Source organism: Mesorhizobium sp. M8A.F.Ca.ET.202.01.1.1, from assembly GCF_004791595.1.
In the GTDB taxonomy this organism is placed as follows: domain Bacteria; phylum Pseudomonadota; class Alphaproteobacteria; order Rhizobiales; family Rhizobiaceae; genus Mesorhizobium.
This window is the reverse complement of the sequence record NZ_SRUN01000010.1, coordinates 1-15954: the sequence shown is the minus strand read 5'-3', so window position 1 is coordinate 15954 and position 15954 is coordinate 1. Positions and strand designations below refer to the sequence as shown.

Here is a 15954-nt window from a genome sequence, read left to right as displayed (position 1 = left end):
CGGACACAGGGACAAGAGGCATGGCAGCGGAAGCATCAGGCAGCGATCTCATTCAGGTGGTGGCGCTGCTTGCCGCAGGGGTCGTCGCCGTCCCCATCTTCAAGCGCATGGGTCTCGGCTCGATTCTCGGATATCTCGCCGCAGGCGTGGTGATCGGCCCGTTCGGCATCGGTGTCTTTTCCGAATCGGGAGCCATCCTGCATGTCGCCGAACTCGGCGTCGTCATGTTCCTGTTCATCATCGGCCTGGAAATGCAGCCATCGCGGCTCTGGGGCCTGCGCCGCGAGATCTTCGGGCTTGGCGCGCTTCAAGTCGGGGTCTGCGCGGTGCTGCTGACTGGTGTCGGCATGGCCGGAGGGTTTCCGATCGCGCAATCCTTCGTCGCTGGGGCAGGTTTCGTGCTGACCTCGACGGCCATCGTCATGCAGCTTCTGGAGGAGCGCGGCGAAATCGCCTCTCCCAAGGGCCAGCGCATCGTCTCCATCCTGCTGCTGGAGGATCTGGCCATCGTGCCGCTGCTCGCCCTGATCGCTTTCCTGGCGCCCGGCGGTGCCGATACCAGCCTGTCGGAGCGGCTGACCGAGGTCGGTATCGGCCTCGCCGCGATCGTCGGACTGGTGGTGGCGGGACGCTACCTGCTCAATCCCTTCTTCCGCATCCTGGCGGATGCCCGTGCGCGCGAGGTGATGACGGCCGCGGCTCTGCTGGTCGTGCTCGGGTCGGCGCTCGCCATGCAGCTCAGCGGCCTGTCGATGGCGATGGGCGCCTTCCTGGCCGGGGTGCTGCTTTCGGAATCGACCTTCCGCCATCAGCTCGAAGCCGACATCGAACCGTTCCGCGGCATCCTGCTCGGCCTGTTCTTCCTTGCGGTCGGCATGTCGCTCGACCTGCATGTGGTGGCCGCGAACTGGAAGCTGATCGCCATCTATGTCGTCGCCTACATGGTGATGAAGGCTTTCGGCATCTACATCGTCGCCCGCATCCTGAAATCAGGCCACCGCGAGGCACTGGAGCGCGCGGTCTTCATGGCGCAAGGCGGTGAATTCGCCTTCGTACTCTATTCCGCGGCCGCCGCCGTCGGCATCATCGACGGCCAGGCAAACGCGACGCTGACGGCGATCGTCATCATCTCCATGGTGCTGACGCCGCTGGCGATTATCGCCTTGCGCTATTTGACGCCGCGCGACGAGCAGTCGCTGGACGGCGTCGAAGTCGCCGACGGCCTGACCGGCAGCGTGCTGATCATCGGCTTCGGCCGCTTCGGCCAGATCGCCAGCCAACCACTGCTCTTGCGCGGTATCGACGTCTCGATCATCGACAACGATGTCGAGATGATCCAGGCGGCCGCCGATTTCGGCTTCAAGGTCTACTATGGCGATGGCACGCGGTTGGACATCCTGCACGCGGCCGGGGCCGGCCGGGCGCGGGCCGTGCTGATCTGTGTCGACAAGCCCGACGCCGCCATCCGCATCGCCGAACTCGTCAAGGCGGAGTTTCCCTTGCTTACGGTGTTGGCACGTGCGTTCGACCGCGGCACGGCGCTGCAGCTCATCCGCGCCGGCGTCGATTATCAGCTGCGCGAAACCTTCGAATCGGCACTCGTCTTTGGTGGCTCGACCCTCGAGGCACTGGGCGTCGATCCCGAAGACGTCGCCGAAACGATCGAGGACGTCAGGCGCCGCGACACGGCCCGCTTCGAGACCCAGCTCGCCGAAGGCATCCGCTCGGGACAGCGTTTCCTGAAAGGCAATATCGGCACGCCGATCCCGACCCCGCTTTCCACGCCCCGCCGTCCTGGCCAGGCGCTCAACGAGGAAACGGCCGGCGTCCTGCATAAATCCGAACCGGCGGATTGAACGGGGAAATCAACGATGGAACTGAACAGCAGAGCCCTCTCGGTCACCAAGTTCTGGCGCGACGCCGGCGAGGATGCCTGGTTCGAGAAGAACGACGCATTCGATGCCGATTTCCGCGCCCGCTTCCTCGACCTCCATTACGCCGCCGCGCGGCGCGAATGCGACGACTGGTCAGGACATGCCGAAGGCTCGCTGGCGCTGATGATCCTGCTGGACCAGTTTCCGCGCAATTGCTTTCGCGGCACCGGCCATATGTTTGCGACCGACCCCCTGGCAAAGCATTTCGCGCAAAAGGCGGTCGCTGCCGGCCACGATTTGGCGCTGGAACCGGAGGTCCGCGTGTTCCTCTATTTGCCGTTCGAGCATTCGGAAAATCTTGCCGACCAGGACCGGTCGGTTGAACTTCACACAGCCAGGGCCGAGTTCAATCTGAAATACGCCCTGGAACATCGTGACATCATCCAGCGCTTCGGCCGTTTCCCGCACCGCAACAAGATGCTTGGGCGCGAAACGACCGCTGAGGAAAAAGCATTCCTGGATGACGGTGGTTTCTCCGGCTGATACCAGCGGTCTAGCGCAGCCACCAATCCTGGCCTGACGGCAGGCGTTCGATGCCCGCGGCATCGACCGAGCCCAGGCGATCGACAACGCGTTTGCCGCCAATGGTGAGGTCCGGCGCGATCTCGGCCAGCGGTGCCAGCACGAAGGCGCGCTCCAGCATGCGCGGGTGTGGCACCTCCAGGCCCGTTTCATGGATGATGCGGTCGCCGAACACCAGGATGTCGATGTCGATCAGGCGCGGCCCCCACCTCTCCTCGCGCACGCGCTTGAGCTTTCGCTCGGCATCGAGGCAGAGGTCGAGCAATGCCCGCGGCGACAGCCGCGTCGACAGTGCTGCGGCCGCGTTGAGGAAATCCGGCTGGTCGAGCTTGCCCCAGGGCGGCGTCCGGTAGAGCGAGGAAACGGCGGCCATGTCAGTGTCGGCATCGGCGTCGAGCAGGCGCAACGCAGCCCCCATCGACTTGGCCGGATCACCGAGATTGCCGCCGAGGCTCAGATAGACGGTGTTACTCGGGCCAGACAACGGTCACCTCGACGTAATCGAGCACGCCAGGCACCGGCGCATTCGGCTTGCGAACGGTGACCTCGGCTTTGCGAATCTGGGGAAAGCGCCCGGTGAGGGCCTTTGCGACTTCCAGGGCCAGGGCCTCGATCAGGAAGCGCCTGTGTCCGGTAATGATCTCCTCGATGACGGTGAAGGCAACGCCGTAATTGACGGTTTCCCCGATGGCGTCATCGACGAGCGCACGTCCGGGCTCGACGGTGAGCGAGGCATCGACATAGAAGCGCTGCCCGAGCGCTTCTTCCTCGTCCAGCACGCCGTGCCGGGCAAAGAAGGCGCAATTCTTCATGCGGATGACATACATGGCTCAGCGTTCCGATCCGGTGTCCCGCGCCAGCATAGCATCCGCCACGGCCAGCGCGTCCACGTTGATTGCGACATCATGGACGCGAAACAGATGCGCGCCCTTGAGCCTGAGTATGACGCTGGTCGCCGCCGTACCGGCCGCCCGGTCGGCTGCGTCGCGGCCGGTGACGGTGCCGATAAAGCGTTTTCGCGACGTACCGGCCATCAGCGGGAAGCCGAGCGCGCCAAGCTCGGAAAACCGCGCCATCAGATCGAGGTTTTCCGCCGCCGTCTCCTTGGCGAAACCAAAGCCGGGGTCGAGCACGACATGGTCGTCGGCGACACCCTGCCCGCGCCCGATCTCCAGCGATTTTCCCAGGAACGCCAACTGGTCGGCGATCACGTCGGGCAGCTTTTCGCGGTCGCGGCCGGTATGCATGATGACGAGCCCGGCGCCGGTTTCGGCCGCCACCCGCGCAATGCCTGGCTCGCGCTGCAGACCCCAGACATCATTGACGATGTGCGCGCCGGCTGCCACCGCGAGCCGTGCTGTCTCCGCACGATAGGTGTCGACCGAGATCAGCACGTCGCCTGCACGCGCCAGCGCCTCGATCACCGGCAGGATACGGGCCTGCTCCTCGCTGGCCGAGATCGCCGCCGCGCCGGGCCGGGTCGATTCGCCGCCGATATCAATGACCGCGGCGCCTTCCCCGATCATGCGGCGCGCATGGACCAGCGCGGTTTCGGGAGCATCAAACAGGCCGCCGTCGGAAAAGCTGTCGGGCGTGACATTGAGGATGCCAACTACCACGGCCTTGCCGCCAAGCTCGAGATGACGCCCATGCGCCAGCTGCCATCGCCTCGCCGTCATTGCGCATCAACCATGGGCTCATCAACCAAGGGGGTCATCAACGATGTGTGATCCGCATCGGATCAGTTCCGTTGCGCCGGCAAAGGCCGTAAAGCAAGGTGACCGAAGAGGCAACATGATGACACGATCCCTGCTCTGCGCACTGCTGCTTACCGTCGCCGTTCCGGCGGATGCGGCCAATCTGGTGAAGACATACAGCTATTTCGCCATTGGCGGCAGAACGCTGGAGGATATCGAGCAGCAACTCGCCAAACACGGGCCGCAGGTCAAAAGCACGGGGTCGCGCCACCCGGGCGCCACCCAGATGGCCTTCACGACACGCATCAGCTACGCCAGCCAGTCCGGCTCCTGCCGGATCGCCGACGCGGTCGTGACCGTCAAGGTCAAGGTGATCCTTCCCGAATGGCGCCGCCCACGCAAAGCCGATGCCGATGTACGGCTGTTCTGGGATACATTGTCCGCCGACATCAAGCGCCATGAAGACCGCCATGTCGAGATCGCCAAGAACCACGGCCGCGCACTGGAAGACGCGCTGAAGGCAACCCATCCGCAGAAGGATTGCAATGCGGCAAAGGCCAAGGCCGCCGAGATAACGGCGGCCGAGCTTGCCAGACACGACCAGGACCAGTTGCGGTTCGACCGTGTCGAAGGCGTCAATTTCGAAAGCCGCATCCTGCGGCTAATGCGCTACCGGATGCAACGCATCGAGAGTGGCCAATTGCCGCCGCCAACCTGAATTTCCTCGCCGGCTCCGTTCGCCTGGATGCAAGCCAACCGGGCGGAAGCGTAGTGCCAGCTTCGAATTTTTTTCGAGCGGCGGTCGAAATCGGTCTATAGGGAACGACATATCCAGGGTTGCCTCGGGCACAAGCTGGAAGCACGACCATCACGATCGATCGCGCCGCGAATGCACCACAAAGACCCGATGGTGATGCGGCAGCGCAAGGCGCATGGACGAGAAATATGGACCAGGCAGTCGACAAGCAGGCCGTGGCGGCCGCGAGCGCGCCGCTGACCGAAAGCGAAAAGAACGCCATTATCGGCGGCGTCCTTCTGTCGATGCTGCTGGCGGCCCTCGACCAGACCATCGTCGCGCCCGCCATGCCGACCATCGGGCGCTCGCTCGGCCATGCCGAATACCTGCCCTGGATTGTCACCGGCTACCTCTTGACCGCAACCGCCGTGGCACCGCTCTACGGCAAGATTTCCGACGTCTATGGGCGTCGGCCGACCGTCTATGCGGCAATCCTCATCTTTCTTGCCGGATCGCTGGTCAGCGCACTGGCTCCCAACATGTTCGTCCTTATCCTGGGGCGCGCGATCCAGGGGGCCGGTGGCGGCGGCCTTTTCGCGCTGACGCAGACCGTGGTCGGCGACCTTGTCCCGCCGCGCGAGCGGGCGCGCTATGCGGCGTGGTTTTCCGGCACATGGGCCGTCGCCAGCGTCGCCGGGCCGCTGCTGGGCGGCACTTTTGCCGAACATCTGCACTGGTCCCTCATCTTCTGGATCAATATCCCGCTGGGCTTTGTTGCGATGGCGATCATCAACACGCCGCTCAAGAAGCTGCCGATCGCGGCCAAGAATCACAGCATCGATGGTCTTGGCGCATTGCTGCTCATCGTGGCCACGGCGCTGTTGCTGCTGGCGCTGAACTGGGGCGGCAGCGCTTACCCGTGGATGTCGCCGGAAGTCGTCGGCGTCCTGGCCGGCTCCGCGCTTTTCTGGGGAGCCTTTGCCCTGCGGCTGATGCGGGCGGCCGAACCGCTCATTTCGCTGGAAGTGCTGGGCAACCCGATCGTCCTGGCCGGCACTCTGTCGATGTTCCTGCTCCAGGCCTCCAGCGTCGGCCTTGCCGTCTATCTGCCCGTCTATCTGCAATCGATACTTGGCCTGACGGCCAGCGAGTCGGGCATTGCAATGCTCGGCCTTCTGCTTGGAACCGTGGGCGGCGCCGCTTCCAGCGGCCGCCTGATACCGCGCTTCACCCACTACAAGCGCATCGCCATGGTCGGCGTCCTCTTCGCCATCCTGTGCATGGGCCTGCTGGCCTTTGTCGCCGGCCAAGCATCGTTGCTGGTCGTCGAAGTCCTGACCATCTGTATCGGGCTGGGGACCGGGACGACATTTCCGGTAACCACCGTCTCCGTGCAGAATGCCGTCGACCGCATGCATCTTGGTGTGGCGACGGGGGTGCTTACCTTTCTGCGGTCGCTGGGCAGTGCATTGGGGGTCGCGATGCTCGGGGCCGTCGCTCTGGGCTTTGGGTTGCCGCTGGCCGGTGAAGGCGTTGCGGTGGCTGGACATGTCGCATCGGCCCAGCCCTTCGTGATGATCTTTCTCGTCGCGGCCGGCACTCTGGGACTGGGCCTCATCACGCTGACGCTGATGCCCGAGAAAGAACTTCGAGGCCACGTCGACGATCCGGCGCCCATCCTGGCGGAATAGCTAGCCGGAGACGCCGAGCTTCTTCTGCAGGCTGGTGGACGAAGTCGTATACTGGAACACGATTCGTTCGCCGGGGCTGACGATGCGCTTGGCGGCCTGCGCCATCAGCGCCACCTCGTGGAAACCCGACAGGATCAGCTTCAGCTTGCCCGGGTACCAGTTGATGTCGCCCACCGCGAAGATGCCGGGCACCGATGTCTGGAATTTCTCCGTATCGACCGGGATCAGGTTCTCATGGAGATTGAGCCCCCATTCCGCGATCGGGCCGAGCTTCATGGTCAGGCCGAAAAACGGCAGCATGCGGGTGCAATGCACCTCGATGTCGCCATTCGGGCCTCCCTTGATGGTGGCCGATGCCAGCTGGCCATCGGCTCCGGTGAGCCCGGTCACCTGGCCAACCCGAAATTCCAGCTGCTTCATCTCCTGCATGGCGTACATCTTGTTGACGCTGTCGGGCGCCGCGCGAAACTCGGGCCGCCGGTGAACGAGTGTCACGCTCTTTGCCACCGGCTGCAGGTTGAGCGTCCAGTCCAGCGCCGAGTCGCCGCCGCCGACGATGACCAGGTCATGGTCGCGAAAATCCTCCATCCGGCGAACCGAATAGAAGACGCTCGTGCCTTCATAGGCCTCGATGCCGGGAATTGGCGGGCGCTTCGGCTGGAATGAGCCGCCGCCGGCGGCGATCACCACCACCTTGGCTTCGAACACCTCGTTCTCGTCCGTGGTCACGCGAAAGCCGCCGTCGTCCAACTTTTCGAGACTGGAGACCATGCGGTTGTAGGTGAAGTCAGGCTTGAACGGCTCAACCTGCTCAAGCAACTTGTCGACGAGCCCTTGCGCCGAGATCGAGGGCCAGCCGGGGATGTCGTAGATCGGCTTTTCCGGATAGAGTTCCGCGCATTGGCCGCCCGGTTTGTCGAGAATGTCGATCAGGTGGCACTTGAGGTCCAGCAGGCCGAGTTCGAACACGGCGAACAGGCCGACCGGCCCTGCCCCGACAATGAGGACGTCTGTGCTGATGATGCCGGTCATGATGCGCCTCGCTGCGAAAGTCCCGGCGAGACTGCATGACCATTGCCCCGCTGCCAAGCGTCAGCGGCAAAAATCGCCGATGCTGGCTTTCAACCCTGACGTTCGGGCACCCGCACGATCAGGCCGTCGAGTGCGTCGCGCACCTTGATCTGGCAAGACAGGCGCGAGTTCGGCTGGACCTCATAGGCGAAGTCCAGCATGTCTTCTTCCATCGCCTCGGGTTCGCCGACTTCGGCCGTCCAGGCCTCGTCGACATAGACATGGCAGGTCGCGCAGGCGCAGGCGCCACCGCACTCCGCTTCGATGCCCGGAACGGCGTTGCGAATGGCGTTTTCCATGACCGTCGAGCCGTTTTCGGCATCCACGTCGAAATGTGTGCCGTCATGGGCGATGAAGGTCAGTTTGGTCATTTGTCACCTGAAGGGAGTTTCGCCCGCAACGAAGAGCCTTTCGCCTGGGACGAAAGAGAGTTTCGCCCGAGATAATCACTCCGGCAAACAAGTCAACTGCCGCGCGAAAGCGGCGCTCCGTGACGTTTTTGTCGCAAACCGGAATCAGCGATTGATGGCGGCGATGAAGTCGCGCATTTCGTCGATCAGCCGGCCGAGCCGCTTCAGGGTCTGGATGTCCTCCGGCCGGCGCTCGATATCGGTGGCGCAATCGGCGATGGCGAAGGCGCCCACGCCGCGGGCCGATCCTTTCAAACCATGGGCCAGCAGCAGCCGGTCCTTGATGTCGGCATCGACTATTTTGTCGCGCACCGACAATGCCTGCTGTACAAACAGCGCCAGCACCTCCTGCTCAAGGGCGCGGTCGCCCATCGTTTGCCGGGCAAGGTGTGCCAAATCGACCGGCCGGGACTGCCTCGTTCCCGATACGTCGCCCCCGGGCATTGAGAAGGCAATGCCGCTTTCGCCACGCATGAACTCGAACTCCATTTTCTTCGGCCGCCTGAAAAACTAGGCGATTCCAGTGGACAACGGGTTAATGAATGGCCGGGAAAAATGTTGCGAAAACGGCGCCCAAATCACGGTTCCGTTAACCTTATATTTAAAGTTTTACGTATCCCGCGGAATGCATGTTTTCTTTACCCCCCTGTGTCATTACGATACGAGGGTCCATTTTCAGCCTCCTGCGCGGGGGTAAGATAACCAGAATTATAAGCCCCCGCGGCAGCTAGTACAGGGTAGCGAAGGCATGGCGAAGAAACCAACGACGACCAGAACTCTCGACAGCGACGTAGCCAGGGAACTCGAAAAAGCGCTCGATCTCGACCTGAGCAGCGATACCGACAGCGGCGACCTCGATATCGCGGCTTCGATGGAAGATCTGGAAGCGCAGATATCGCAGGCCGCCGACGAGTTGGCACGCGAGGGACGCAATCAGCAGCCGGCGGCGCCCGTCGTCAATCAGGCTCAGGCCGCGAAGCCCGCGCCGAAGGCCAAGCCGGCCGAACTTCGCCCGGTGGAGACGCGCAATGGTGGCCAGCCCGCTGGTTTCGCGCCAGCCAACGACGATCGCCAGAAAGACTACAAGACCCTTCTGCACAGCCTGAACAGGCGCGCCTCCAACACCATCTACTGGGTCATCGCCTTTGTCTCGCTCGCCTGGATAGCGGGCGCCGGCGGACTGGCCAACCTGCTTTTTGGACCGGGCATCTGGCGGATACGCACGCTGGACCAGTTTTTCGCCCGCCCCGAACTGATCGGCCTCGCGGTCGCGGCAATCGTGCCCGTCATCCTGTTCTGGGCCTTCGCGGCGATGATCCGCCGCGCCCAGGACATGCGCATCGCCGCGCAATCGATGACGGAAGTGGCCTTCCGCCTGACCGAGCCGGAAAACATGGCCCAGGATCGCGTCATGATGATCGGCCAGGCCGTCCGCCGCGAGGTGGCCGCCATGGGCGAGGGCATCGAACGCACGCTTGCCCGTGCCGTGGAGCTGGAAACGCTGGTCCACAGCGAGGTCAACCAGATCGAACGCTCCTATTCGGAAAACGAAACCCGGATTCGGTCGCTGGTCGACGGGCTGGGCAGTGAACGCGAAGCCGTGGTTTCCCATGCCGAACGTGTCCGCGCCTCGATCTCCGGCGCGCACGAGACCTTGCGCGATGAAATCGGCGCGGCAAGCGACATCATCCGCGACAGCATACTCAATGCGTCGACCAAGCTGTCGATGACGATCACCAATTCCGGCGACACGCTGATCGACCGCATCAATGAAAGCTCGATGTCGATCTTCGACTCGGTGGAAGGCCGGCTCGACAACATCACCGACCGGCTTTCGACCTCCGGCGAGGCTTTCGCCAGCCTGCTCGATACCCGCATCGCCAAGCTGACGGACACCACGGACGGCTTGACTCGCTCGTTGACCGACCTGCTCGACGACCGCACCACCGGCATGGTGTCTCTGCTCGGCGGCGCCGCGCGCACCCTCAATTCCGAGTTCGAGGCCAGCCTCAACGGCATCGAGCGCACCTTGGCCGAACGCGGCCAGGCGCTGATCAGCGAATTTCAGACCCGCGCCGAAGCGCTGGACACCGGCACGCAGAAGCTCAATGCGGCGCTGGAAGCCCGCGCCCGTCAGATCAACGAAACGCTGGTCGAGCGTGCGCGTGAAATCGCCCACACCTTCGCCGAGAGCAAGGACACGCTGTCGGCCATGATCGATCAGGGCAAGACCCAGATCGGCGCCGACATGGCCGACATCGTCACCTCGACCTCGTCCATGCTCGAAGCGCGCGCCAGCGATTTCGCCGGTCGCATGGAGGCAGCCCGCCACGTCGTGTCGCGCTCCTTCGACGCCGACATCCAGAGACTTGCCGACGCCCGCGTCGGTATCGAGGAAGCCGTCGAAAACCACAGCCGCAAGCTTTCCGAGAGCCGCGAGCGCATGGCGGAAGCCATGCAGGCGGACCTGGCGAAATTCGCCGAGGGCCGCGCCGGCATCGATGCCGCGGTGACCAACCAGGTGCAGAAGCTGGCCGAAGGCCGCAGCCTGATAGCGCGTGCGCTCGAAGAAGACCTGCGCAAGGTCAACGAATCGCGCGCCGCCATCGATGCGTCGCTCGGCAGCCACCTCGAAAGGCTGGAAGAAGGCCGCAACCGGCTCTCTCTGGCCCTCAACGAAGACTCTGGTAAATTGGTGCAAGCTCGTACGATCATTGATGAAATGGTCGCCGGACATGTCGGAAAACTGGCTGAAGGCCGCAACATCCTGTCGCGCGCTTTGGAAGCTGATCTCGGCAAATTGTCCGACAGCCGCGCCGACATAGACGGCCTTGTCGCCGGCCAGGTCGAGAAAATCGCCGAGGGCCGCGCGGTGCTCGCCAAGGCGCTGGAAAACGACATTGCCGGTATCAAGAACCTGATCGAGGCGCATTCGGCGAAACTGGCCGAAGACCGCACGCAGCTCGGCCGTTCGCTCGAAAGCGACTTGTCGGGCATACGCGGCCTGATCGACAGCCATTCGGGACGCCTGGCGGAAGACCGCGGGCTGCTGTCGCAGACGCTTGAAGCCGACCTCGCCAAGCTGGCCGAAAGCCGCGCCAGCATCGACGGGCTGGTCGCCGGCCAGGTCGAGAAGCTCGCTGAAGGCCGCGACATTCTCAAGCGTGCGCTGGAATCCGACCTCAACACCATCAAGAACGTCATATCGAGCCAGTCGGACAAACTTGCCGAGGATCGCGGGCAGCTCTCGCGCGTTCTGGAAGCCGATCTGCAGAACGTGAACAGCGTCATCGCCGACCACATGAACAGGCTGGTTCAGGATCGCTCGACCTTGTCGAAAGCGCTGGAGGACGATCTCGCGAAACTGGCCGAAAGCCGCTCCAGCATCGACGGGCTGGTCGCCGGCCAGGTCGAGAAGCTCGCCGAAGGTCGCGACATCCTGCGCCGCGCATTGGAGGCCGACCTCAACACGGTCAGGAACACCGTTACCGACCAGTCCCAGAAACTGGTCGACGACCGCGCCCAGTTCGCCCGCGCGCTGGAGGCCGATCTCGAAACCGTCAACAGCCTTGTCAACAGCCACTCGGACCGACTTGCCCAGGAGCGTTCGACACTGTCGAAGGCGCTTGAGGCCGACCTCGAAACTGTCGGCAGCCACGTCAACAGCCACACCGAGCGGCTCGCCCAGGATCGTTCGACCTTGTCGAGAGCGCTCGAGGCGGACCTGCTGACCGTTAGCGGCCACGTCAACAATCACGCGGAACGGCTTGTCCAGGAGCGTTCGACCTTGTCGAAGGCGCTCGAAGACGATCTTGCCAAGCTAGCCGAGAGCCGCTCCAGCATCGACGGGCTGGTCGCCGGTCAGGTCGAGAAGCTCGCCGAAGGCCGTGATGTCCTCAAGCGTGCGCTGGAGGCCGATCTCGCCAAGCTGGCCGAGAGCCGCTCCAGCATCGACGGCTTGGTGGCCGGCCAGGTCGAGAAGCTCGCCGAGGGCCGCGACATTCTCAAGCGCGCTCTCGAAGCCGACCTGCAGAGGCTGACCGAAAGCCGCGGCGATATCGACGACATCATCGCCGGGCATGTCGGCAAGTTGTCCGAAGGCCGCAATATGCTCAGCCGGGCGCTGGAAGATGATCTCGGCAAGCTCGCCGAGACCCGCAAGGACGTCGATCGCTCGCTGTCCGGCCATATCGACCAGATTGCGGCCCGGAGCACGGACATTTCCGCCGCCATCGCCGCCGATGTCGACAAGATCGAGCAGGCGTTCAGCCGCCAGACCGGCATCATCGAGGAACGCGCCGGCACCATGGAGCGCGCCCTGTCGACTGGTGTCGACAACGTCCGCAGCGTCCTCGAGAAGAGCGCGGTCTTCGTCGCCGGCGCCTTGCGCGAAAAGGTCCTGGAAGTCACCAGCACGCTGCACGAGCAGGCCGGTGCGGCCTTCAGCGACGCCGATCGCAAGATCGCCGAGCGCGCCGAACAGACGTCCGCCGCCCTGCTGGCACGGGCCGAAGACATTGCCCGCACCTTCGAGGAGGCCGATCGTCGCCTCCACGCCCGCGCGGAAGATACGTCGAACGCCTTGCTCGCCCGCGCCGACGACACGTCCAGCTCGCTGCTGGCCCGCGCCCATGAAACCGCCGATCAGCTCGCCGCTCGCGCTGGCGAGATCGCCGGCACCTTCGACATGACGGACCAAAAGCTCGCCGCCCGTGCCCAGGAGACTGCGGATCAGCTGGCCGCCCGCGCAAGCGAGATTGCCGGCACATTCGACGCGGCCGACCAGAAGCTCGTCGCCCGGGCCGTGGAAACGGCGCAATCGCTGGCCGCCCGCGCCGGCGACATCCTGCGCAACTTCGAAAGCGCCGACCAGCGGCTCGGCATGCGCATCGGCGAATCCGCCGAGGCGCTCGCCGCCCGCGCGTCGGACCTTGGCCGCATTTTCGACGCCGCCGACCAGCATTTGGTCTCGCGCATCGCCGAGGGTTCGGATGCGCTGTCCAGCCGGGCGTCCGAAATCGCCCGCATCTTCGACGACGCCGACCAGCGCCTGGTTTCGCGCATCGCCGACAGCACCTCGACGATCGGCGAGCATGCGCAGACCATTGTCGGCGCCTTCGCCAGCACCGAGCAGAGGGTCGCCGATCGTGCCCGCCAGACCGGTCAGGAACTGGCCGTGCATGCGCGCGAAATCGAGCAGGCGCTTGCCGGCGCCGACGAGCGTCTTGCATCGAGCGCGGCGGCCGCGGCCGCCCGTGTCGAAGAGCAGATCGCCGGCGTCGAAAACCGGCTCGCCTACACGGCCGAGACGATGGGCCAGAAGCTCAACGAGCAGATATCGACCGCCGAGGCGCAACTCGTAACGCGTGCCAATGTGATCGCGGAGACCTTCACCGCGGTCGGCCAGCATATCGGCCAGAGCACCAACGATGCCGCCAAGACGATCGGCGCCAACACCCGCGAGCTCAACACCATGCTCGCGGCGCGGTCCGCCGAGATGTCGAAGATCCTCGACGAAACCGCGCGGCCTTTGGTCGAGCGCTTCGCCCAGGGCGGCTCGGACCTGCAGAAGAGCGTGGAAGAGGTCACCGAACGCGCGGCCGAGAAGCTGCGCAGCGAGAATGCGACGCTGGTCAACGCGCTGGCCAGCCGCACCGCCGAAACCTTGTCGGCGGTCGAAGGCGCCCGTTCGTCGCTGTCCGACAGCGTCGCCGATCTCATCGGCCGGATGACCAAGTCCAGCTCGCAGCTCGGTCAGTTGATCGAGCAGGCCGCGGTCAACCTCGGCGAGGTCGACCAACGTCTGACCGGCAGCACGCAAAGCTTCGCGGCAACCACCGAAAAGGCGGCGCAGACCTTTGCCAGCTCGGCGCGTCTGGTCGATTCGAACACGACAAGGCTGACGGAACTGTCGTCGTCGACCTTGCGTGAGGTCGCCTCGATCGCCACCAAGTTCGACGAACACAGCCGCCTGCTCGCCGGCGCCTCGGACCTCCTGAGCTCGGCCCAGAGCAACCTCGAACACACGCTGGAAAGACAGTCGTCGCTCGAGGATCTCGCCGTTGGCCTGGTCAAGAAGTCGGAAGATCTCGAAAGGGTCATGCGTTCTTTCGAAAACCTCGTCGGCCAGACGCTGCAGAACGCCGAAGGCAAGACGCTGGAATCGGCCGACAAGATCCGCAACGCCATCACCGAGGTCGTCGAGTCGGCAACCAAGCGCTTCGCCGATGCCACCGAGGAGATGCGGCGCACGGCGGGCTCGATCAAGAGCGAGCTCGACCTCACCCGCGCCGAGCTCAAGAAAGGCGTCATCGAGATGCCGGAAGAGGCCAAGGAATCGACCTCGGCCATCCGCCGCGCCGTTTCCGAGCAGATCAACGCCTTGAAGGAACTTTCGGATATCGTTGCGAAATCCGGTCGTGGCGGCGACTCCTCGGAACCGCGTCCCTTGCGTCCGGCGCCGCAGGCACCGGCGGCACGCGCCACCGAGCCGCCCCGTCGCGCTCCGGCACCGCAGCAGGCGGATCTGCGCCCGCCGCAGGCACCGCTGGGCGGCGCGGGACTGCGCGGCACGCTCGATCTGGAGCGTCCGGCGGAGGCAGCACCACGCCAGCGTGCCGCTGACGCCGGTGCCCGCGCGCCGCAAGGCGGCTGGGTGCGTGATCTGCTGACCGCCGCGTCGAACGATGCCGACCTCAGGCCGGCGGCCCCCCAAGCGCCCGCGGAAGCACCGCGCCCGGCCCCTGCCCAGCGTTCCCCGCTGCATGTCGTGGAATCGCTGAACTCGCTGTCCGTCGATATCGCGCGGGCCATCGATCACGATGCCTCGATCGAGCTGTGGAACCGCTACCGTCGTGGCGAGCGTGACGTGTTCACGCGCAGGCTCTACACGCTGAAAGGCCAGCAGACGTTCGACGAAATCCGCCGCAAGTACCAGGCGGAGGCCGAATTCCGCGCCGCCGTCGACCGCTATTGCGACGATTTCGAGAAGCTGCTCAAGGATGTCTCGCGCAACGACCGCGACAACATCATGGCGCAGACCTATCTCACGTCGGACACCGGCAAGGTCTACACCATGCTGGCCCATGCCAGCGGCCGCCTGCATTAAGCGGTCGCCAAGCCAAAACGAAGAAGGCGGGGGATTTGTCTCCCGCCTTTTTTCTTGAAGGGACTGATCTCGCCACCCGGAAGACGCATCCGGGTTTGGTCTCGCTTTTCCGGAACCGGATACTGACTTGTGAAGACGGCAATCATCTTCGACTGCGAGTTTCTCTGCCTTGAGGGCTCACAACGCAGATACTGGTGCGCGGCCCATGACCCGGATCCGGTCATCGCCCAGATCGGGGCTGCAAGGCTCGGCCTCGAAGGCGACTTCCCCGTGCTGGGCACGCACAAGGCCTACATCACGCCGATAGACCGATTCGGCGAGAGATACGCGCTCGATCCGTTCTTCACCGGGCTGACCGGCATCACCGAAGAAATCATCGAGGCCGAAGGCGTCGGGCTGGAAGAAGCCCTTGCCGGCGTCGATCGGTTTTCCGATGGAGCTCGGTTCTGGTCCTGGGGCAAGGACGAACTGAACATGATCGCCATCAGTTGCTATGTCGCGGGCATCAAGCCGCCCATCCCGGCCACCCGGTTCGACAACGCCGTGAAACTGCTGATCGCGGCCGGCATGCCGATCGAGGACCTGGCAAGGACACCGAGCAACAAGCTTGCGCAATATTACGGCGTCGAACACCAGCCATTGCAGGGGCATGACGCGCTAGAGCGTTTCATGTTTTGACGGAAGCGTATCCGGCGTTTTCGAAGTAGTTCTTGCATTCGGCTGCCTCGATGGTTTCGACGAGGTGGCCGATGTGGCGCCAAGTTTCCTCGACGGTGCGTTTCTGA

12 protein-coding genes and 1 pseudogene are annotated in these 15954 nt (G+C 64.2%); 6 read left to right on the top strand and 7 right to left on the bottom strand.

Annotation, left to right across the window (positions count from 1 at the left end):
* Positions 1–20 precede the first annotated feature (20 nt).
* On the top strand, positions 21–1856 hold the full coding sequence (locus EN845_RS21000) for a monovalent cation:proton antiporter-2 (CPA2) family protein (protein WP_127872553.1): 1836 nt from the start codon (positions 21–23) through the stop codon (positions 1854–1856).
* A gap of 15 nt (positions 1857–1871) precedes the next feature.
* Positions 1872–2417, top strand: coding sequence for a DUF924 family protein (locus tag EN845_RS20995; protein ID WP_127872554.1), 546 nt, complete (start codon positions 1872–1874; stop codon positions 2415–2417).
* Between the two features lie 10 nt (positions 2418–2427).
* Here the strand turns inward: EN845_RS20995 and folK are convergent, their stop codons facing one another.
* The 3 genes from folK to folP are packed head-to-tail and all read right to left on the bottom strand — an operon-like array spanning position 2428 to position 4135.
* Positions 2428–2940 carry a 2-amino-4-hydroxy-6-hydroxymethyldihydropteridine diphosphokinase gene (folK, locus tag EN845_RS20990; protein ID WP_127281141.1) on the bottom strand — a complete coding sequence of 171 codons (513 nt, stop codon included), beginning with the start codon at positions 2938–2940 and terminating at the stop codon, positions 2428–2430.
* Positions 2924–3283, bottom strand: a complete 360-nt coding sequence (gene folB, locus EN845_RS20985) for a dihydroneopterin aldolase (RefSeq protein ID WP_023773903.1) — start codon at positions 3281–3283, stop codon at positions 2924–2926. The genes folK and folB overlap by 17 nt, the downstream gene beginning before the upstream one ends.
* Before the next feature lie 3 nt (positions 3284–3286).
* The gene (gene folP / locus EN845_RS20980; RefSeq protein ID WP_127872555.1) at positions 3287–4135 is read right to left on the bottom strand and encodes a dihydropteroate synthase; all 849 of its coding nucleotides are present in this window, start codon (positions 4133–4135) and stop codon (positions 3287–3289) included.
* 115 nt (positions 4136–4250) lie between these two features.
* Between folP and EN845_RS20975 the strand changes: the two genes are divergently transcribed.
* A complete protein-coding gene (locus EN845_RS20975; RefSeq protein ID WP_167531424.1) occupies positions 4251–4871 on the top strand; it encodes a DUF922 domain-containing protein in 621 nt (206 codons plus the stop codon).
* Between the two features lie 227 nt (positions 4872–5098).
* A complete protein-coding gene (locus EN845_RS20970; protein ID WP_127872557.1) occupies positions 5099–6580 on the top strand; it encodes an MDR family MFS transporter in 1482 nt (493 codons plus the stop codon).
* Here EN845_RS20970 and EN845_RS20965 read toward each other — a convergent pair whose 3' ends face one another.
* The 3 genes from EN845_RS20965 to EN845_RS20955 all read right to left on the bottom strand — a co-directional run bounded on the left by EN845_RS20965 (position 6581) and on the right by EN845_RS20955 (position 8535).
* Positions 6581–7612 carry an NAD(P)/FAD-dependent oxidoreductase gene (locus tag EN845_RS20965; protein ID WP_127872558.1) on the bottom strand — a complete coding sequence of 344 codons (1032 nt, stop codon included), beginning with the start codon at positions 7610–7612 and terminating at the stop codon, positions 6581–6583.
* An 89-nt stretch (positions 7613–7701) separates the two neighbouring features.
* A complete protein-coding gene (locus EN845_RS20960) occupies positions 7702–8022 on the bottom strand; it encodes a 2Fe-2S iron-sulfur cluster-binding protein (protein ID WP_027144910.1) in 321 nt (106 codons plus the stop codon).
* A 144-nt stretch (positions 8023–8166) separates the two neighbouring features.
* Positions 8167–8535 carry an Hpt domain-containing protein gene (locus tag EN845_RS20955; RefSeq protein ID WP_127872559.1) on the bottom strand — a complete coding sequence of 123 codons (369 nt, stop codon included), beginning with the start codon at positions 8533–8535 and terminating at the stop codon, positions 8167–8169.
* Positions 8536–8809: 274 nt separating this feature from the next.
* Between EN845_RS20955 and EN845_RS20950 the strand changes: the two genes are divergently transcribed.
* On the top strand, positions 8810–15169 hold the full coding sequence (locus EN845_RS20950; RefSeq protein WP_127872560.1) for a kinesin: 6360 nt from the start codon (positions 8810–8812) through the stop codon (positions 15167–15169).
* A 129-nt stretch (positions 15170–15298) separates the two neighbouring features.
* The gene (locus EN845_RS20945; protein ID WP_167531423.1) at positions 15299–15847 is read left to right on the top strand and encodes an exonuclease; all 549 of its coding nucleotides are present in this window, start codon (positions 15299–15301) and stop codon (positions 15845–15847) included.
* Here the strand turns inward: EN845_RS20945 and EN845_RS20940 are convergent.
* Positions 15837–15954: pseudogene (locus EN845_RS20940) on the bottom strand (IS630 family transposase); the annotation flags it as partial. The gene EN845_RS20945 and the pseudogene EN845_RS20940 sit on opposite strands and share 11 nt — an antisense overlap.